The organism is Kosmotoga sp. DU53 (genome assembly GCF_001639905.1).
Classification (GTDB): Bacteria; Thermotogota; Thermotogae; order Petrotogales; family Kosmotogaceae; genus Kosmotoga; species Kosmotoga olearia.
The window spans coordinates 49,859-70,302 of the sequence record NZ_JGCK01000033.1 but is presented as its reverse complement, the minus strand read 5'-3'; the positions used below and the strand labels follow the sequence as shown (position 1 = coordinate 70,302).

Below are 20,444 nucleotides of genomic sequence, written 5' to 3'. Positions count from 1 at the left end.
AAAAAGCCGGGAGATGAACTCCCGGCTCAATTCTGTTTTGTTTAGACTCAGATATTGTGTTTTTTCAGGAAGTCATCTATTACCTGTTCCAGAGTTGGCTCACCAATCTCCTGAAGCTCGTATCTTACCCTCACAGCAGGTTTGTTTATCTTGATAACCCTTCTGAGGTCTATCGGGGTTCCAATTATGACAAGATCGGCGTCCGCGTTGTTTATGGTTTCTTCAAGCTCTTTCATCTGTTTTTCACCGTAACCCATGGCAGGCAGGATCTGGTCAAGATGGTTATACTTCTTGTAAGTATCGATTATAGAACCAACAGCGTAAGGCCTGGGATCGATTATTTCAGCAGCACCATACTTCTTTGCAGCAACCCAGCCAGCACCATATCTCATTTCACCGTGAGTCAGGGTTGGTCCATCTTCGACAACAAGTACTCTTTTACCTTTTATGCTTTCTCCATCTTCAACGATGAGCGGTGAAGCTGCATCGATAACGATGGCATTGGGATTGTATTTTGCAATGTTCTTCCTGACTATATCGATGCCTTCTGGATCTGCCGTTTCTTCTTTGTTGATAACAATAACATCGGCCATAATGAGGTTTGCCATTCCGGGGTAATATGTAATTTCATGACCGGGCCTGTGCGGGTCAACAACGGTTATATAAAGATCGGTTTTGTAGAAGGAGAAATCGTTGTTTCCGCCGTCCCAGAGAATAACGTCAACATCCTCTTTTTCAGCTTCGCGAAGAATGGCTTCGTAGTCAACACCAGCGTAAATAATAGAACCTCTGTCGATATGAGGTTCATATTCTTCACGCTCTTCAATAGTACATTCGTGCTTATCGAGATCTGAATAATCTGCAAATCTCTGGACCTTCTGCTTTACCAGATCACCATAAGGCATCGGGTGCCTGATAGAAACGACTTTCTTACCCTTGGCTCTGAGGATATCGAGAACCCTTCTGGTGGTCTGACTTTTTCCACAACCTGTCCTAATGGCACAAACCGAGATAACAGGCTTAGAAGATTTCAACATCGTGTTCTTTGGACCCATCAGTTTGAAATCCGCACCAGCCGCGAGAACTATTTCGGCTCTTTCCATCACGTACTGATGAGGAAGATCACTGTAAGAGAGCACAACTTCATCGATATTGTGTTCCCTTATAAGGTCGAAAAGTCTTTCTTCAGAATAGATAGGTATCCCATCAGGATACAGTTCGCCGGCAAGTTCAGCCGGATATTTCTTGTCATCGATACCGGGGATTTGTGTTGCCGTGAAAGCTACTACCTCATAATTTGGATTATCTCTAAAATACGTGTTGAAATTATGGAAGTCTCTTCCGGCAGCTCCCATTATTATGACGCGTTTCTTTGTCACAAATGTCACCTCCATTTGATTTTCTAAATGTACCGCTTTGATTTTATCAACGAAAATAGCTGCCTTCAAAAAGACCTATTCATAAAATACAGCAATTAAAGAAAAAGGACTCTTTTTTACCACAGTATGCATGAGTATGCGCGAGTATGCTAACCTCCATTCGCCGCATTTATTATTAGTACCCTGGCATCTGCATGAATAACATCTTCCGGACTTAACAAACGTCCATCCGCCATAACAAGTACCGGATCTCTTCTCAAACCGGTCTTTTCCAGAAGTTCTTTAACTGTCATGGATTCGTTGAATTTCCACTTCTTATCACCATAAACGACGTCCACGGCTATTCCTCCCACAAACAGGACATGTTTCCTTTTTTGGAACCTCAAAAGAACTGAAAATCATGTTCTTCAGATCAAACCAATACGCTTGAGGCAATTTCTTATTATTTAACAATGCAGATACCCAGTAAGCCTGCAGCAGTCCACCCAAATAGCTGGTAAATGGTAGAATTGGCTTTTTACCTTCTTTATCCTTTTTATCATCACCAACAAAGCATCTGTAACAAGATTCTTCAGGTGTATGTCTCATCACATAACCCTCGTATCCAGACACACCAGCGTCGATAAAAGGTACGTACCTGCGATAACACTCATAGTTGATTTCATAACGAGTCCTGAAATTATCCACCGCTGAAACAACAACATCTGGTTTCTCTTTTGACAACATTTCTCCACAAAATGTTGTCTCATAACCGATGATTTCAACGTCCTGCATGAAACGGGAAATCCTTTTCTCTAAAACCTTGACCTTTGGCTTCCCAATATCTTCGTAGAAATACAACGTCTGTCTGTGAAGGTTGGATACATTCACCCAATCATTGTCGACAACCACCAGCTTTTTCAATCCCCAACGGAGCAAATATTCAATTACCGGTGATCCAAGCCCTCCAGCTCCGACCACCATTACCTTTTTGTTTTCCGGGATTGAAAATCTGCCAAAATCCGGTATTATATCCGGGGAAAGCTTTGTGCCTTCCTTCTTCAAAAAAGCCATGAAGACCTTGCTTGCCAGTATTACCGCGGCTATATCCGAAATATTTGCCGGGGATTTTACTGTAACCCGATCATTGGTGTTGTCATACTCAACTGACATCTCACTTGAATTTTCGAAAATAACCGTAGTTTCTGAAGAAGGAAAAATATAAGAATTAATCCCCGAAAGAACTTTCATTTCATCCCAGGAATAGTCTTGGGAAACCCCAAGCAACCCTGACCTGAACAATAACCTTACTATCAACCTTTCGGCAGGTATTCTCGGAACTCCCAAAACCTGCTCTGTGAGTCTTTGTTGAAATTCAATATCAATACCTTCTACCAGAATCTGTCTTTCATATAAGGTGAGGATAACCGTATCATCCAAATTACCCCCCTCCTTCCCTCTCTTCTCAATTGAATTTTAACATGAATAAAGAAACCATATACCCTCCCGGATGTACAACAAAAAAGTGCCATAGACAATATACTTGAAAGTGATTGTTCTCTGTGATAGAATGAAGTTTAGCGGGGCGTAGCGCAGATGGAAGCGTGTCTGCATGGGGCGCAGAAGGTCGCTGGTTCAAGTCCAGTCGCCCCGACCAGGAACGGCGTTCGAAAAGAGCGCCGTTTTCTTTTTTTTTAGAAAGCCGAGACTATAAAAACCGGGTCTAGGGTGCAGATAAATAACCGAGAATCCGAGAACCGAGAGCCCGAGACCCGGGATTAGAGATCAAGAGCGAGATTGGATGTTAGAAACTGGAGATTGGAAAAACAAGAGAGTCTGAGAAAAACAGGATGCTTGCGGAAGCTGTCGACTGATGAAGCGACGTTTGGTAAAACCGTCATCCTGAACATGATTCAAGATCCGCTGTTCTTGATTTCTCGGATTCTCGGGTCTCGGACTCTCGGATTTTATACAGGATGCTGTGCCCTTTTTTGTCAGCGACGTAGTCGCTCCAAGCGTCAACGGCATAGCCATTCCAATCCTCCTGGACGCAGACCAGCGCTCACCACCAAAAATGTATCCGCATACATAAGCAATCTGCTTGTGAAATACTTCGCATTTATCATTTCGTGTTTCGCTTAAAAAGGTCATATGCCGTTGTATTTTGTGAAAAAATTCATATATTATATCTTTTCAATGCAATTGTAAGCGATTACATAATCACTTCAGTCAAAAACCGCTAATCCGGATTATTTAGTCCTGACTGTATATGTTCAGTAGAAAACAGGTTAGCTTTAATAACCTTTGATGTGAAATAATATGGCATATAAATGTAATCGCTTACAATTACCAAAGGAGGATGAAGCTTTTGAAAGTGAGAACAAAAGACATAGCACGAATCGCGAATGTATCAACTGCAACAGTATCCCGCGTTTTAAATGGAAGTCCGAATGTTTCTGAAAAAACCCGACAAAAAGTTTTGATGGCAATAGAATCTCTTGACTACACACCTGACCTTTTTGCAAAAAACCTTGCCAAAAAACGCTATTGGGAGATAGGAATAGGCTGTACTGATGAAGTTTTTAGGGGAATTGAAAGTAGAGATTATCAGTTTTATCTCAAGGTTATTGAGGGAATACAAAAGTACTTTTCCAGGAAAAAATGTAACTTTACCATTTTTTCCGTTGACTCTAAAAATCTCGAAGAAAACATAAAAGGAAAACAGGGGTTTTTGCTGGTCGGTGGAGGCGTTACTAAAAAAACTATTGATTTCTTTCAAAGTATCGGAAAACCCGTCGTTCTCGTTGACCAATATATTTATGGTTATGAAATTGATTGTGTTGTTTCCAATGGTTTCTATGGTGAGTACAAGTTAATAAAGTACTTTCTGGATAAAGGTTATCGTTCAATAGCTTATCTATTCGATACTGCCACCCACTTCAGCTATGAACAAAGAAGGCTCGGTTACGAAAAAGCTATGTATGAAAAAGGCTACACTCCTCTGGTTTATCCATTCAACGTAAAAAGCAACATGCTGGAAATCACAAAGAGAATCCTTAAAGAACACCCTGAAGTCGAAGCGATCGCTACCTGTGAAGACAGGGTTGCTCTTAAAGTAATTGAATGTTTGAAGGCTTTGGGAAAACGTGTTCCAGATGATGTGGGAGTAATGGGTTTTGACGATATAGAATCCGCAGAAACATCAAATCCTGCTTTGACAACGGTCAATGTCTTCAAAGAAGAAATGGGTTCTCTTGCTGCCAAAAGGCTTTTTGACCTGTTGAACAACGAAGACATAAGGCCTACACAGATATCGTTGTTTACCAACATTGTTATTCGAGACAGCGTGAAACTTTAAACAGGAGGGATTTCAAATGGTAAAGGTCGGTGTAGTAGGTTATGGAACCATAGGGCAGAGACTTGCTGATGGAGTAGCACTTCAAGGTGATATGGAGCTTGTGGGGGTCGCCGATATTGGACCCACTCTTCCCGTTAGAGCACTGAAGGAAAAAGGAATGCCCTACGATTTTTATCTTGCTGTACCGGAAAACAGGGAGAAACTTGAAGAAGCCGGAATACCAATTTCCGGGACTCTGGAAGAACTAATCCAAAAGGTCGATATCATCCTTGATGCTACAAATGCCGGTGTTGGCGCAAAAAACAAGGTTCTTTATGAAAAGTACGGGAAAAAAGCCATCTTCCAGGGAGGAGAAAAAACAAGTGTAGCGGATGTTTTCTTCCATGGATATGCCAATTACGAAAAGGGAATCGGTAAACAGTTTTTGAAACTCACATCCTGTAACACAACCGGTCTCATTCGCTCTGTTGATTGTCTCGACAGGGTCGTTGGAATAGATAGCGTTATGATCCATATAGTCAGACGTGTAGCTGATCCAGGTGATTATCACAGGGGGCTTACCAATGCCCTTAAAATCGATCCTGTTCCCAATCACCAGGCTGTTGACCTTATGCTGATAATGCCTCATGTAAAAGCTACGGGTGTTCTCGTTCACACACCAGTCACCCACGGACATATAATCACCGTATTTGCCAAACCAAAAAAGAAGATAACCAGAGAGGAAGTCCTCGAAAGTTTCAGAGCCCATCCAAGAATCAGAGTAGTGAGAATCGCGGACGGATTCCTCGGTAACGCATCTCTCTTCAAATACGCCAGAGATCTTGGAAACCCCAGAGGAGATATGTACGAGATAGCGATCTGGGAAGAAACGGTAACGATCTTTGAAGATCACATTATCTACGCCTTGAATATTCCTCAAGAAGCTGTCGTTATCCCTGAGACGATAGATGGTATCAGAGCGGCCATGGAAATGCAAACAGACAGACTTGAGGCTGTTGGGCTCACAAACAAATACTTGAAGATAGGGGGATAGTTTCCATGAGGGAGCTTCCTATCAATACTCTCGATGATTTCGATTTTAACAACAAGACCGTGATACTGAGGATAGACATAAATTCTCCCATAGACCCAAAAACAAAGAAAATCGTTAACGAAAATAGGATAAATAAAAGCATTCCAACCATAAAAACTTTGATGGAGAAAGGCGCCAAAATTGCAATTCTTGCCCATCAGGGTGATACGCTCGATTATCACAACCTGATACCAATGAACGAACATGCCGAGAAACTTTCCGAAAAACTTGGAAAGGAAGTCAAGTACATCGATGATGTTGCCGGACCTGCCGCTCAGGAAGCTGTTAAAAACTTAAAGCCAGGAGAAGCGATTCTTCTCGGTAATGTTCGCTATCTTACTGAAGAAGTTTCTACCTTTGAAAACGTCGTGAAATTAGAACCTCATGAAATGTTGAATACCTACATAGTAAGAAATCTCGCACCGCTTGCTGATTACTATGTCAACGATGCTTTTTCCGCTGCCCACAGAAATTCTCCTTCTATGGTTGCCTTTGAAGAGATTCTCCCAACAGCTGCTGGAGAACTGCTTTTCAAAGAAGTATCCGCACTAACAAGAGTCAGGGAAAATCCGGATAAACCAGCGGTGTTCGTTCTGGGGGGCCTGAAGATATCAGATGCTTTCGGTATGATGAAGGAAGTTCTCGAAAACGGTACAGCAGACAAAATCCTCACTTGTGGGGTCACCGGTATCGTTATGCAGATGGCGATGGGGAAAAAGCCTGGAAAGGCCCAGGAAAAATTCATCTATGACCGGTCACTCGATGTATTCATAAAACCCGCTAAAGAGTATATGGAAAAATTTGGAGACAAATTTCTCAATCCGGTGGACTTCGCTTACGAGAGAGATGGAAAAAGGGTGGAATGTTCGATCGATGATCTCCCAATAGATGATGTGCTTTTCATGGATATTGGAACCAAAACGATAGAGCTTTATAAAAAGGAGATTAATAGAGCTGGTACTATCTTCGTTAATGGTCCAGCCGGTGCCTACGAAAACCCAATCTTTGAAAAGGGAACACGGGAAATCTGGAACGCAATAGCTGATGCTCCTGGTTACAGCGTCGTTGGAGGCGGCGACAGCGTTACAGCCGCCCAAAAACTTGTAGAAAATGCCGAAAAGAAGTTCGGCTACATCTGTACGGCAGGCGGGGCAATGGTTAGATTCCTTTCTGGAAAAGAACTTCCTCTTATAAAAGCTTTGAAAAAAGCTTATAGGAAGGTTGAAAAATGATACGTGAGTTTTCCCTCCCTTATGGCAAGAGGCAATTACCGGTTAAATTGCCTCTTGCTGGGTTTGCAGGTGAGTTTTTGCCAATAAGGCACGTTTCAGGAAAATCCGATGAAGAAATCATTGAACATGCCCTGGACAATCCTGTTGCTTCTAAAAGGGTGGAGGAACTCGTTAAACCAGGCCAAAAGGTTGTGATAGTAACAAGTGATATGACGCGTCCCTGCCCCAGCGATGTAATGTTACCCCCGCTTTTAACCCGATTGAATAAAGCTGGTGTTCCGGATGATCATATCACTATCGTTATAGCGCTGGGGCTGCACAGAAAAATGACTGATGAAGAGCTCAGAAGAATCGTAGGTGAAAGTGTTTTCAATCGAGTCAAGGTAATCAACCATGATGCCGATGATGTGGTTCAAGTAGGAGTTACCAGCAGAGGTACCCCTGTTGAAATCTTTAGACCCGTTGTTGAAGCAGACTTTCTTATTTGCTTGGGAAACGTTGAATTCCATTATTTTGCTGGGTTCTCTGGTGGTGCCAAAGCTATTATTCCTGGTGTTGCTTCTGCCAAGACAATTCGCCAGAACCATTCTCACATGATCGAGGATGGTGCGGTTACTGCCAATATAAAAAACAATCCCGTAAGGTTAGATATTGAAGAAGGAGTCAAATTCATCGGAATAGATTTCATCTTAAATGTAATCGTTGATGAAAACCACAAAATTGTAGCTGCTGCATCGGGAGACTGGATTCAAGCTCACAGATTTCTTTCCAGAAGACTTGAAGAAACCGGGGCTATCTATATTGACAAAAAGGTGGATATTGCCGTTGTCAGTGCTGGTGGTTTTCCCAAAGATATAAATCTTTACCAGGCACAAAAGGCAATCGATAACTGCGCTGGAATTCTCAAGAAAGATGGAATAATGATCCTGCTGGCAGAATGCCCCGAAGGTTATGGAAGTGAAACTTTCAGACAGTGGATAACCTCAGGAAAAAAACCAAGAAGAATTGATACAGGACATAAAAAACAAATTCGTTCTTGGGGGACACAAAGCGGCAGCAATAGCAAAAGTTGCCATGAAATCCAGGATATTCCTGGTAACTTCCGAAAAGTTAGCGAATGAAAAACTTACAGGAATTGAAATTTTTACAGATGTGGATAAGGCAGTATCAAAAGCTTTTGAAATAAAAGGTGAGAAGGCTGAGTATGCCGTCTTCCCGCTCGGGGCTTCAACTTTACCGAGAGTTAAGAGAGGTGAGAACTGACTAATGTTGACAGAAAAAGAAATCAGGGAACTTGAGAAGTTTGCTCTTGAAATTCGAATACAAACATTAAAAGAATTAGGATATCTCGGTTTTGGGCATATTGGCGGTGCTATGTCAATCGTTGAGCTTCTGGCTGTTCTCTATGGGAAGGAAATGAGATACGACCCAAAGAACCCAAAATGGGACGGTCGGGATTGGTTCATTCTTTCTAAAGGACATGCAGGGCCGGCACTTTACGCAACGCTCGCTTTGAAAGGGTTCTTTTCTATTGATCTACTGAAAACGCTGAATCAGGGCGGGACGAGCCTTCCAAGTCACTGTGACAGAAACAAAACACCCGGTATAGACATGAGCACAGGCTCTCTAGGTCAGGGAATCTCCATGGGAATCGGTGTTGCTCTGGGTTTTAAGATGGACGGTAAAAGCAATTACGTTTATGTCGTCCTTGGAGATGGAGAATGCCAGGAAGGACAGGTTTGGGAAGCGGCGCTTTACGGTGGAAATGCCAAACTTGATAACCTTATAGTTTTCGTTGATTACAACAAGCAGCAGCTCGATGGCTACATCGACGATATCAACCCATTGGGAGATCTTAGAGAGAAGTGGGAAGTATTCGGATGGCATAGTCAGGAAGTCGATGGCCACAACGTTGCAGAGATTTATGATGCCATCCAGAAAGCCAAGAAAACAAAAGGGAAAAGCTCTGTAATTATCCTTCATACGATAAAAGGAAAAGGCTGCAGTTTCGCCGAAGGTATTGAGTTGAACCATCACATGAAATTCACAGAAGAACAAATAGAACAAGCAATAAAGCCTCTTGAAGAAGAACTCCGCAGGAAAGAAAGGGATCTCGCATGACAGTAAAAGTTGTTAAAAATAGAATCCCCGATACTGAGATGATGAGGGACGTTTACATCCAGAATCTCATAGAACTGGCAAAAAAGGATAAAAATATCGTCGTTCTGGATGCCGATTTGATGCATTCGAATGCCACCCACAAATTTCTCAAAGAATTTCCAGACAGAACAATCAACGTAGGTGTTCAGGAAGCTAATATGATAGGTATCGCCGGAGGGCTTTCCGCTACCGGGAAGATTCCTTTCACCCATACTTTCGCCTGTTTCAATACCAGAAGAGCCCTGGATCAGATCTACATTTCGATTGCTTATGCACAATTGAATGCGAAACTGATCGGAACAGATCCAGGAATAACCGCCTCATACAATGGCGGTACTCATATGCCTTTAGAAGATGTTGGAATAATGCGCGGAATCCCCAACATGACTATTGTTGAACCTGTTGATAACGTCATGATGAAAGGCATTCTCAAAGATATCGCATACACGTATGGACCTTTCTACGTCAGGGTCTCCAGAAAGTTCCCGGTGAAAATATACGAAGAAGGTTCAACCTTTGAAATAGGCAAAGGCATCATCTTACGTAATGGAAAAGACGTAACGATAATAGCCTCAGGCATTATGGTAGCTGAAGCTCTCGACGCTGCTGACATCCTTGAGAAAGAAGGTATTGACGCCAGAGTGGTGAACATATTCACCATCAAGCCCATCGACAGAGAACTCATTACTTTATGTGCCGAGGAGACAGGAGCCGTCGTCACCGCAGAAAATCACAACATCCATAACGGTCTTGGTTCCGCTGTTGCTGAGGTTCTTGTAGAAAATTGTCCTGTTCCTATGGAAAGGGTTGGTGTTCTAGATCTCTTCGGCGAAGTCGGTAGTGTTGATTATCTCAAGAAGCGCTTCCAGCTGACTTCCAACGATATAGTTAAAAGCGTAAAGAAAGTTCTTTCCAGAAAGAAGAGGTGTATGTAATGAGAAAGTACAAAATTGCGGTAATACCGGGTGACGGGATAGGCGTAGATGTTATTAACGAAGGGCTAAAAATCCTTGAAACAGCTAAAGAACTCCACGGTGGCTTTGATTTTGAATACACTCATTTGCCCTGGGGCTGTGAATATTACAAAAAAACCGGAAGAATGATGCCAGAAGACGGTCTAAAAATCTTGAAAGATCACGAGGCTATATACCTTGGTGCTGTCGGATTCCCAGGTGTACCGGATCATGTGTCATTGTGGGGACTGCTTCTGCCTATAAGAAAGGAATTCGATGAATACATAAACCTGAGACCGATAAAGTTGTTGAAGGGCGTACAGGGCCCCCTGAGAAAAGGCCCTGAGGATATAGATTTCGTTGTCGTCAGGGAAAACGTTGAAGGGGAGTACTCCGGAGTTGGAGGTCTGGCGTATCAGGGAACTGCATCCGAAATCGCGTTGCAAACCAATGTATTTACGCGTTTTGGAACGGAACGAGTTATGAGATATGCCTTCGAACTGGCAAGAAAGAGAAAGAAAAAACTTATATCCGCCACAAAATCTAACGCTTTGAATTACAGCATGGTCTTCTGGGACAGGGTTTTCAACGAAGTTGCCAAAGATTACCAAGACGTTCAAACGCAGATTATGCATGTTGATGCTTTGTCTGGATACTTCATTTTGCATCCTGAAAGGATAGATGTGGTCGTTGCATCAAATCTTTTCGGGGATATTCTAACGGATCTAGGATCCGCAATGCAGGGAAGCATCGGTATAGCACCCGGTGCCAACATCAATCCCGAAAGAAAGTATCCTTCCATGTTTGAGCCCGTTCATGGTTCCGCACCAGATGTTGCAGGCAAGGGAATAGCAAATCCTATCGGAGCCATATGGGCCGCTTCCATGATGCTTGACTTTTTGGGAGTACCTGAAGCTGCCAAATTGATATTCGATGCTATGGAAGCAGTTACAGAGGAAGGAAAATACCTGACCGTAGATCTGGGCGGAAATTCAACTACCCAGGAAGTAGGAGAGGCCATAAGAAATAAAATGAGAGAACTCGTGTGAATTTCAGAGGGGGCGGATGGTGATGTTTCTACTCAAACCAGATGGAATTTTTCAATGGGGATATACGTCAATTACAGAGGAAGGAGAAGCATCTGGAAATACCATGATGGATTTTGGCATCTTGCGTCTCGAAGCTGGTAAAACCTATGAATGTTCCCTTCCGAAAGAACGTGCATTTCTCTTGCTAAGTGGAAATGTTATTTTCTTTTTCAATGAAGAGAAACGAGAAGCAAAAAGAAATTCCCTTTTTGATGAAGGCCCAACGTGTTTGCACGTCCCACAAAAGACTCCCGTGAAGATCGAGGCTGTGAGTGATTCGGAGATCGCGATCGTTCGCACGACTAACGATAAAACTTTTCCATCGCGTTTGTACACCCCATACGATGTAGAAGACGAATACCGCGGGCAGGGTACCATGCAGGAAACCTCAACCCGTATAGTCAGAACTATATTCGACATAAACAACGCACCAGACGCGAAACTGGTTCTTGGCGAGGTTGTGAATTTTCCGGGTAAATGGTCGAGTTACCCGCCACATCACCATCCTCAACCAGAAATCTATCACTACCGTTTCTTACCCGAACAGGGTTTTGGTTTCGCGATGCTTGGAGATGAAGTTTTTAAAGTCAAAAATGGCTACACAGTGAAAATACTAAACGATCTATCACACCCTCAGGTAAGTGCTCCTGGTTATGCAATGTATTACATATGGGCAATTCGCCATCTTGATGATAATCCTTACATAACACCGGTTTTCGAACCAGAACATACATGGGTCATGAACAAGAATGCGCCCATATGGACAAAGAGAGGTGAATGATCCTTGAAAACAATTCGGTTGACTACGGCTCAAGCCTTACTGAAATTTCTTGATGCTCAGTATGTTGAATTGGACGGGGAAGAACACAAATTTGTCAAAGGGGTCTACGGTATATTTGGCCACGGTAACCTTCTTGGTATCGGTGAAGCTCTGGAAAATATGAAGGATCTTTCTTTAACGTTCTACCAGGGACACAACGAACAGGGCATTGTTCATGCCGCTACCGCCTATGCAAAACAAAAAAACCGCCTCGAAATATTCGCCTGTACCAGCTCCATTGGTCCTGGAGCACTTAATATGGTTGTCGGAGCTGCAACGGCCACCGTAAATAGGATTCCTGTTTTGTTGTTACCGGGAGATACTTTCGCTGACAGACAACCCGATCCCGTTCTTCAACAAATTGAAATGCCTTACAATCCAACAATAACGTCTAATGATGCTTTTAAGGCTGTAAGCAAATACTGGGACAGGATAGAAAGGCCTGAGCAGCTTATGTCCGCTGCTCTGAATGCAATGAGGGTTCTTACAGATCCAGCCGAAACAGGAGCGGTTACCCTCTGTCTTCCACAGGACGTTCAGGGAGAAGCTTATGATTACCCGGTCGAATTTTTCGAAAAGAGGGTTCATCATATAGACCGCCGTCCACCTTCTCTACCCGCTCTTGAGAGAGCTGTCGATTTGATCCTTCAAAAGAAGAAACCTTTGATCATAGCCGGTGGAGGTGTGCATTATTCACTAGCAGTAGAAGAGCTTCGAGAATTTGCGGAAGCCTTCAACATTCCGGTGAGCGTAACGCAGGCCGGTAAGAGCGTTATGTTGTGGGATCATCCTTTAAATATGGGAGGCGTCGGAACTACCGGTACCCTGGCTGCAAATATTCTTGCAAAAGAAGCAGACCTGATTATAGCTATCGGTACGCGCCTCATGGATTTCCCAACTGCTTCCAAAACAGCTTTCCAGAATCCGGATGTCAAAATTTTGAGCATAAACGTAAATCCATTCGATGGTCTGAAAATGGATGCAGAGTATTTGAATGCTGATGCAAAACTTGCCCTTAAAGAACTCACAAGAATCCTTAAGGAGAAAAGCTATCGCTCCGGACATTCCGAAGAAAGGCTGAAAGAACTCAAAGCTCAGTGGGATCGTGAGGTAGATAGACTTTATTCTTTGAGATCTGATAAAGGAATTCCTCAAACAGCCGCACTTGGTGTCATAAATGAGTTCGCGACAGAAAATGACATCTTTGTTGCTGCCGCTGGCAGTCTACCGGGAGATCTCCACAGACTCTGGAGATGTAAGGGAATCAAGACGTATCACATGGAATACGGTTTTTCATGTATGGGTTACGAGGTTTCCGGTACCTTCGGTGTTAAGATGGCTGAACCCGAAAAAGAGGCATTCGCACTTCTGAGCGATGGAAGCTTCCTCATGCTCCATTCCGAACTCATCACCAGTCTTCAAGAAGGCAAAAAGATAAACGTGATAATTCTCGACAACGGAGGCTTCCAGAGTATAAACAGCTTGCAAAAAGGACATGGAAGTAAAACAGGTTTTGGAAACGAATTACGTTATCGTTCTAAAACCACCGGAAAACTTGATGGAGACTATATGAAGATCGATTTCGCAGGTATAGCAAAAAGTCTTGGCACAAAAGCCTACACGGCAAGAACTATTGAAGAACTGAAAGACGCTCTCGAAAAAGCTAGAAAAGAAGACATAAGTGTTCTTATAGACGTTAAGGTACTTCCCGGCACGCAATCAGGAGGTTATGAGTCCTGGTGGAGAGTTGGCGTTGCAGAGGTTTCAGAAAGTGATACCGTAAGGAAAGCCTTTGAAGAAAACCAGAAATACATGAAGAAAGCCAGAAAATGGTAATCGAGGGGGAGTTCTTGTGGTCGTAAGAGAGGATATAGGGTTAGGAATTGCTCCGATTGGATGGACCAACGACGACATGCCAGAACTTGGTGGAGATATTCCTTTTGAACAATGCATCGACGAAATGGCAGAAGCAAAATTTGAAGGGTGTGAGGTTGGAAACAAATTCCCAAGAGATCCTGAGGTATTAAGAGCTGCTCTTGAACCGAGAGGCCTTCAGGTAGCCAGCGCCTGGTTCAGCACCTTCTTTACCACCAAAGATCCCGAAGAAACCTATACTGCCTTTCTGAAACACCGCGACTTTCTCCATGCAATGGGCGCAAAAGTTATTGTCGTTTCTGAGACTGGAAAATCTATTCAGGGGGAGATAAACACCCCCCTGCACAGCGCAAAACCTATCTTCAGTGACATGGATTGGAAAAAACTGGTGGATGGACTTCATGAATTGGGAAAACTGGCTGCGGAAAAAGGTATGAAAATTGTTTTCCACCATCACATGGGTACAGGCGTTCAGACTTACGAAGAAATCCGAAAACTCATGGAACTCACTGATCCAGAACTCGTTTACCTCCTTGTAGATACCGGTCACATGGTCTTCGCTGGTGGAGATCCTGTTGAATTAATAAAAGAGTTTGGCCCAAGAATTAAACACGTTCATTTCAAAGATTTACGAAAAGACGTAATGGAACGCTCTTTCAAAGATGATCTTAGTTTTCTAAATTCTGTTAAACTCGGGGTTTTCACTGTCCCCGGCGACGGAACGATTGATTTTGTTCCAATCGTAAAAGCACTGGATGAAATAGATTACAAGGGCTGGATTATTGTCGAAGCCGAACAGGATCCGAAGCTTGCGCCACCACTTGAATACGCAATAAAAGCCAGGAATTATCTATCCAGTGTACTGGGATTTTAGGAGGAGAAAGATATGGCGAAGAAAAGCAAAGTGAAGATAGGGGTTATAGGTGCCGGGAGAATCGGAAAGATACATATCGAAAACCTCGTTAAAAATGTTCCTGATGCCGAGGTTACTATCATTGCCGATCCCCTTGTAAATGAAACAAAAGAATGGGCGAAAGAGTTTGGTATAGAAAGAGTGGTATCCGATCCTTACGAAGTCATAGCGGATCCAGAAGTTGATGCAGTTGTTGTCTGTAGTCCAACTAACACTCACGCTGATTTGATTGTTGCCACAGCAAAAGCGGGAAAAGATATCTTCTGCGAAAAACCAATTGATCTGGATCTTAAAAAGACGATAGAAGCTTTGAGGGTCGTCGAGGAAACCGGCGTAAAACTTCAAATAGGATTCAACAGGCGCTTCGACCATAATTTCAGGAAAATCAAGAAACTCATCGAAGATGGAAAACTGGGAAACGTTCACATAGTGAATATAACATCCAGAGATCCCAATCCCCCCTCGATAGACTATGTAAAGAGCTCGGGCGGCATATTCATGGATATGACTATCCACGATTTCGACATGGCCAGATACCTTGTAGGTAGTGAGGTAACCGAAGTTTATGCTGTTGGAGGTGTAATGGTCGATCCGAGAATCGGAGAGGCTGGAGACTTTGATACAGCTGCTGTAGTCCTCAAATTTGAGAATGGTGCCACATGTCTCATAGATAACAGTAGAAAAGCCGTTTATGGTTATGACCAGAGAGTTGAGGTTTTCGGTTCCAGAGGAAACGCAATGGCTTTAAATGACAGACCGACAAACGTTGTAGTTAGTACTGAAGAGGGTGTTTCAAGTGACAAGCCCCTATATTTCTTCCTCGAAAGATACATGAAATCTTTCGAGGAAGAGATGAAGAACTTTATTGACGCTCTAACAAAGAACAAAGAATTGCCTGTCACCGGGAATGATGGACTCAAAGCTATCATCATTGCCAAAGCAGCAACATTATCCGCTAAAGAAAAAAGGCCTGTCAGGATAGAGGAAATAGAAAAAACTGCGCTGGGTTAAGTGCTTTGGTACGACGAGATAAGCTTCGTGAATGTTGATGCTGTACTACAACTCCTATTACCACCAATTTAAGGAGGTGATACTTGGGGGGATCCGAACGCGGTTCAAATCAAAAGGGTTAGCCATGTATAGGTTCCGTGGAGAAAGGGTGCTTTTATTTTGGATTGTTTATCAAAATTGAAAGAAGGAGGGAATTACTTATGAAAAGGTCTTTTTGGTTGTTAGTACTGTTGCTTATGCTGGGGACTTCATTGCTTGCGGTTCAAACAATTAAACTTGTTGCCTGGACTGTTGGACCAGATGATCCATCCATCAACAGAAAGCTGAACCTCGATAGAGCAGCCGAAATGCTCAATGCTATGCTGGAGGCTTCAGGTTCGGACATAAGAATCGAACTCGTATCTTCTTTTGACTCGACGGATTGGTCTTCCTACAAACAGAGAGCGTTAATCGCTTTCCAATCCCCGGATCAGCAATTGGACATCATCACAAGTGGACATGACGATATCGGCATGTGGGCAAAAGCCGGATACGTCAGACCCCTTGACGAATACATCAAAAAGTTCTGGAATCTTGGATTCTACGACATTATTCCGTCACTGTGGGAAGCCATGAAATTCAAAGGAAAGATTTATGGTGTTCCACAGGACACTGAAGCAAGACCTTTCTACGCAAGAAAAGACAAACTTCTGGCTATGGGTTACACTGAAGAAGAAATAGCTGACATGATGGAAAAATTTGCCACTGGTGAATACACACTTTACGACGCCGTGAAGATATCACAGGAAGCAATCAAAGCAGGAGTCGTTAAGTGGGGAATCTGGCACAGACCAAAACCCGGTGTGGATTACTTCCAGATCTTCAATTCCTTCGGTGTTCAGTATTATGATCCCGATCAGGGTAAATTGGTATTCGACAAGGCCGGTTATTTGAAAGCATTCCAGTTCTTCTATGACATTTGCAATACCTACAAAGTCACTCCAAAGAACCTCATCGGTACACCATGGAACACAATACACAGATCCTTTGCTGGTCCCGAAGGAGACGTACTCTTCTACCTCGGAGGAACCTGGAACGTTGCCGAATGGATGAATATGTTCGGTTACACAAAAGAAGATATAAAAGCGAAGTTTACCTACACTCTCGTACCCAGCGCTGAAAAAGGGAAACCCGGTAACACCATTTCCCATCCGGTTGCATACATGGTTACATCAAAATCAAAATATCCAGAACTTGCCACACTACTTATTCTTCTCGCGTCCGATGCAAGGTTGAACGCAATTCACGCAGTAAACAGCGGTCACCTGGCAATCAGATATGCTGAACTTTCACTGCCAATGTACGCGGAAGATGATTTCTTAACCGACACCGCAAAGAAACTCCTGCCCTACGCCACATTCGCTCCTAACAACGACAGATTCAATGAATACAACAAAATCATATTCGATGCTATGACCGGTCTTGAATCCGGAAAGATGACTCCTAAATTTGCCGTAGAATGGGTAGTTCAGCGTTTGAGAGCCCAGCTAAAGGATGAAGTAATAATTAAGTAATCACCGTTCTTTCCCGTCCTCGCACACTCGTTTTGAGTGTGCGGGGTTATTTCCCTTGTTTTTGGACTCTTTTTGAAGGGAGGAAGTGCTTCTTGTTGCACGTCAACATATGAAAAGCAAAGCAGTCGTTTATAAAAGATCCAGATTAAAAACCCGTTTTACACTGGCAACCTTTATTATGCCAGCATTACTGCTTACCGTGGTATTCTTTTTCATACCGGTTATTTTAACGGTTATTCTATCTTTAACCTCGATGGATTATAGATTCAACTGGGATTTCGTGGGGATACAGAACTTCATAGACATGTTTAGAGATTTCATGATCAAGGGAGTCATCAAGAACACGATCATATATGTCGCTTTTACTCTTGCATTTTTCAATGTCGGTTTGTCTCTTGTTCTTTCGATTTTAACGACAAGTATAGGAGATCGTGGTGGCACCATCTTCAGGCTCATCTGGATGATGCCCCGATTAACTCCATCTGTCGTTTATGGATTGCTCTGGCTGTGGATCTTCGATCCCACAAAGTACGGTTTGATAAATGGAATACGTTCAGCCCTTTTCAACGGGGTAGAACCTATTGATTTCTTGTGGCAACATCCTATGCTCATTATCATCATCGCCAACGGGTTCGTTGGTGCTTCGTTTGGAATGATCTTATTTACCTCTGCGATTAAATCTATTCCAAAGGATTATTTATATGCAGCAAGTGTAGATGGAGCCAGCTGGTTTTACAGATTAAGAAAGGTCATTCTCCCATTGCTAAAATGGCAGATCCTTTTTACAACGGCATACCAAACGTTATCACTTCTTACATCCTTCGAATACATTCTCATAATCACCGACGGTGGCCCTGTGTTCTCAACAGAAGTCTGGGCACTTTACACATACCATAATGCTTTTGAAAACTTTAGATTTGGTTTCGGAGCAGCTCTTTCATTAGTACTGGTAGTAATTGGTCTGGTAGCTTCTCTGGTGTATTTGAAAATATTCAGATTCAAGGAAATGATTCAAGAACCACGGATAGAGGTTGATGCATGATGGAAAAAACGACAGGAAGAACATATAAAATCACCTTTTTTCAAAGAAAGAAAGAGAAAATTGCAAGCCTGGTAATCTACACCATTCTAATCGTTGTAAGTCTCCCAATTGTTCTCGGATACCTTTGGCTTTTCTTGAGTTCTTTTTCTGAAAATATGAAGTACGGAATCATTCCCACAAAGTTAACCCTTCACAACTGGAGATTTCTCTGGGAGTCAATCGCTGGCTATCCAAATATATGGCATATCACACTCAACACGCTTATCGTAGCTTTAATGGTCATGTTCCTGGAATTATTCATCACAAGCTTCGCTGGTTATGCTCTTTCACGTTTCAAATTCAAAGGTAGACGAACGATGCTGATGGGGATACTGGTTCTTCATTCTTTCCCATCCGTGTCACTTCTGGTAGCTATTTACTACGTTCTTAAGGTTTTAGGACTCATTAACAACCTGTGGGGAGTAATATTACTAAAGGCAGCACTGGAAATCCCATGGGGGGCCTGGATCATGAAAGGCTTTTACGATCAACTGCCCTGGGAACTTGAATGGGCTGGGGTAGTGGACGGTTATTCTCGAATCCAGGTTTTCTTCAAAGTCATTCTTCCTCTGGTAAAACCCGGTCTTGCCGTGACCGCGATTTTTGGGTTCCTCTCCGGTTGGGGAGAATTCATCTTTATCAACACTTTCATTCTCGACCAACAAACCTGGACATTATCAAGGCTAATTAAAGGTGTAATCGGAGACTTCAGGTTTGTCGACTATGGTCTTCTTACAGCAGTATCTTTGTTTTACATGCTCCCAACACTCGTATTCTACCTCTTTACGAATAAATACCTGTTAGAAGTCAATATAACCGGTACGAAAGGATAAAGATAAGGAGTGAGTTTATGGCACGTATCGTTCTTAAAGATCTCCACAAACATTTTGGAAAAGTTAGAGCTGTTGATGGAATAAACCTTGATGTTGAAGATGGGGAATTCACAGTGTTTCTGGGTCCATCTGGTTGTGGTAAAACAACAACCCTGTTAATGCTCGCTGGAATTTACAAACCAACAAAGGGTGAGATCTTTTTCGATGGTTATTTAATGAACGATGTACCTCCAAAAGATCGGGAAATTGGGATGGTTTTTCAAAGTTATGCCCTCTATCCACATATGACTCTGTACGATAACATAGCGTTCCCACTGAGAGCAATGAAAGTTAAAAAGGATGAAATCGATCGTCGAGTTAAAGAAGTAACCAAAAATCTTGACATAGGAAAACTTTTAGACAGGAAACCTCACCAAATTTCTGGAGGACAGCAGCAAAGGGTCGCTATTGCACGCGCGTTGATTAAAAGGCCAAAAATCCTTCTCTTTGATGAACCACTCTCTAACCTCGACGCAGCTTTAAGAGCCTATATGCGTGCGGAGATTAAGAAACTTCAGCATGATCTTGGAATCACCACCGTTTACGTTACCCATGACCAGGTTGAAGCAATGACCATGGCCGATAGAATTGCTGTCTTCTCCACGGGAAAGATTCAACAGTACGATACTCCGGAGAATATTTATAACAAACCTGCCAACGTTTTTGTAGCAAAATTTGTGGGAACACCCGCTATGAATATCATAGATGCAACGGTAATTCTGGAAAACGGCAGCTTCTACGTTGTAAACGGCAGTATAAAGCTCAAAACAAGAAAAGAACGAGCAGAAAAACTTGAAAAACTCATCGGCAAGAAATTGAAGTTTGGAATTCGTCCTGAGCATATCAAACTGTCCCCAAAACCACTGGACGAAAATTCGATCAAAGCCGTTGTCTACATATTGGAACCTCTGGGAAGAGAGATCATCTACAACATCAAAATTGGAGACGTGATCTTCAAAGTACTTACTGAAGAACGTATGGATCTGCATCCCGGTGATCAAATATATATGAATATCAGTCTCGATAATTATCACCTTTTCGATGCGGAAACAGGGGAATCCATTTTCTTTAAGTCCTGAGGCTATATAAAAAACAACC

Annotated in this window: 18 protein-coding genes and 1 tRNA gene; 16 read left to right on the top strand and 3 right to left on the bottom strand. The window is 42.8% G+C overall.

Going from position 1 to position 20,444, the window contains the following annotated elements; all coding sequences use genetic code 11:
• Positions 1 to 47 precede the first annotated feature (47 nt).
• The 3 genes from DU53_RS05125 to DU53_RS05115 form a co-directional block, all read right to left on the bottom strand.
• The gene (locus tag DU53_RS05125) at positions 48 to 1,394 is read right to left on the bottom strand and encodes a cyclic 2,3-diphosphoglycerate synthase (protein WP_063727866.1); all 1,347 of its coding nucleotides are present in this window, start codon (positions 1,392 to 1,394) and stop codon (positions 48 to 50) included.
• Between the two features lie 134 nt (positions 1,395 to 1,528).
• Complete coding sequence (locus DU53_RS05120) at positions 1,529 to 1,717, bottom strand: MoaD/ThiS family protein (protein WP_015868369.1); 189 nt, start codon at positions 1,715 to 1,717, stop codon at positions 1,529 to 1,531.
• Positions 1,698 to 2,798, bottom strand: a complete 1,101-nt coding sequence (locus DU53_RS05115; protein ID WP_015868368.1) for a ThiF family adenylyltransferase — start codon at positions 2,796 to 2,798, stop codon at positions 1,698 to 1,700. The genes DU53_RS05120 and DU53_RS05115 overlap by 20 nt, the downstream gene beginning before the upstream one ends.
• A gap of 141 nt (positions 2,799 to 2,939) precedes the next feature.
• Here DU53_RS05115 and DU53_RS05110 point away from each other — a divergent pair.
• The 16 genes from DU53_RS05110 (at position 2,940) to DU53_RS05025 (ending at position 20,425) form a co-directional block, all read left to right on the top strand.
• Positions 2,940 to 3,015: transfer RNA gene (locus tag DU53_RS05110), tRNA-Pro, on the top strand.
• 717 nt (positions 3,016 to 3,732) lie between these two features.
• Complete coding sequence (locus DU53_RS05100; protein ID WP_235599718.1) at positions 3,733 to 4,716, top strand: LacI family DNA-binding transcriptional regulator; 984 nt, start codon at positions 3,733 to 3,735, stop codon at positions 4,714 to 4,716.
• 16 nt (positions 4,717 to 4,732) lie between these two features.
• Positions 4,733 to 5,749: a type II glyceraldehyde-3-phosphate dehydrogenase gene (locus DU53_RS05095; RefSeq protein WP_063727809.1), complete on the top strand. Its 1,017-nt coding sequence runs from the start codon at positions 4,733 to 4,735 to the stop codon at positions 5,747 to 5,749.
• A 5-nt stretch (positions 5,750 to 5,754) separates the two neighbouring features.
• Positions 5,755 to 7,020, top strand: a complete 1,266-nt coding sequence (gene pgk / locus DU53_RS05090) for a phosphoglycerate kinase (protein WP_063727807.1) — start codon at positions 5,755 to 5,757, stop codon at positions 7,018 to 7,020.
• A complete protein-coding gene (larA, locus tag DU53_RS05085) occupies positions 7,017 to 8,141 on the top strand; it encodes a nickel-dependent lactate racemase (protein ID WP_063727805.1) in 1,125 nt (374 codons plus the stop codon). Before pgk ends, larA begins: the two co-directional genes overlap by 4 nt.
• A 145-nt stretch (positions 8,142 to 8,286) precedes the next feature.
• Positions 8,287 to 9,141 carry a transketolase gene (locus tag DU53_RS05075; RefSeq protein ID WP_063727801.1) on the top strand — a complete coding sequence of 285 codons (855 nt, stop codon included), beginning with the start codon at positions 8,287 to 8,289 and terminating at the stop codon, positions 9,139 to 9,141.
• Positions 9,138 to 10,115: a transketolase family protein gene (locus DU53_RS05070; protein WP_063727800.1), complete on the top strand. Its 978-nt coding sequence runs from the start codon at positions 9,138 to 9,140 to the stop codon at positions 10,113 to 10,115. The genes DU53_RS05075 and DU53_RS05070 overlap by 4 nt, the downstream gene beginning before the upstream one ends.
• Positions 10,115 to 11,182 carry a tartrate dehydrogenase gene (locus DU53_RS05065; protein ID WP_063727798.1) on the top strand — a complete coding sequence of 356 codons (1,068 nt, stop codon included), beginning with the start codon at positions 10,115 to 10,117 and terminating at the stop codon, positions 11,180 to 11,182. The genes DU53_RS05070 and DU53_RS05065 overlap by 1 nt, the downstream gene beginning before the upstream one ends.
• A gap of 16 nt (positions 11,183 to 11,198) precedes the next feature.
• A complete protein-coding gene (locus tag DU53_RS05060; protein WP_235599715.1) occupies positions 11,199 to 12,002 on the top strand; it encodes a 5-deoxy-glucuronate isomerase in 804 nt (267 codons plus the stop codon).
• A gap of 3 nt (positions 12,003 to 12,005) precedes the next feature.
• Entirely contained in the window at positions 12,006 to 13,877 is a 1,872-nt protein-coding gene (gene iolD / locus DU53_RS05055; protein WP_063727796.1) for a 3D-(3,5/4)-trihydroxycyclohexane-1,2-dione acylhydrolase (decyclizing), read from the top strand.
• Positions 13,878 to 13,893: 16 nt separating this feature from the next.
• Entirely contained in the window at positions 13,894 to 14,790 is an 897-nt protein-coding gene (iolE, locus tag DU53_RS05050; RefSeq protein WP_015868358.1) for a myo-inosose-2 dehydratase, read from the top strand.
• Between the two features lie 12 nt (positions 14,791 to 14,802).
• Complete coding sequence (gene iolG / locus DU53_RS05045) at positions 14,803 to 15,840, top strand: inositol 2-dehydrogenase (RefSeq protein ID WP_015868357.1); 1,038 nt, start codon at positions 14,803 to 14,805, stop codon at positions 15,838 to 15,840.
• Between the two features lie 200 nt (positions 15,841 to 16,040).
• Positions 16,041 to 17,393, top strand: a complete 1,353-nt coding sequence (locus DU53_RS05040) for an ABC transporter substrate-binding protein (RefSeq protein WP_015868356.1) — start codon at positions 16,041 to 16,043, stop codon at positions 17,391 to 17,393.
• A gap of 109 nt (positions 17,394 to 17,502) precedes the next feature.
• Positions 17,503 to 18,435, top strand: a complete 933-nt coding sequence (locus tag DU53_RS05035) for a carbohydrate ABC transporter permease (RefSeq protein ID WP_235599714.1) — start codon at positions 17,503 to 17,505, stop codon at positions 18,433 to 18,435.
• A complete protein-coding gene (locus DU53_RS05030; RefSeq protein ID WP_015868354.1) occupies positions 18,432 to 19,307 on the top strand; it encodes a carbohydrate ABC transporter permease in 876 nt (291 codons plus the stop codon). The genes DU53_RS05035 and DU53_RS05030 overlap by 4 nt, the downstream gene beginning before the upstream one ends.
• Before the next feature lie 17 nt (positions 19,308 to 19,324).
• Positions 19,325 to 20,425, top strand: coding sequence for an ABC transporter ATP-binding protein (locus DU53_RS05025; protein WP_015868353.1), 1,101 nt, complete (start codon positions 19,325 to 19,327; stop codon positions 20,423 to 20,425).
• Positions 20,426 to 20,444 lie beyond the last annotated feature (19 nt).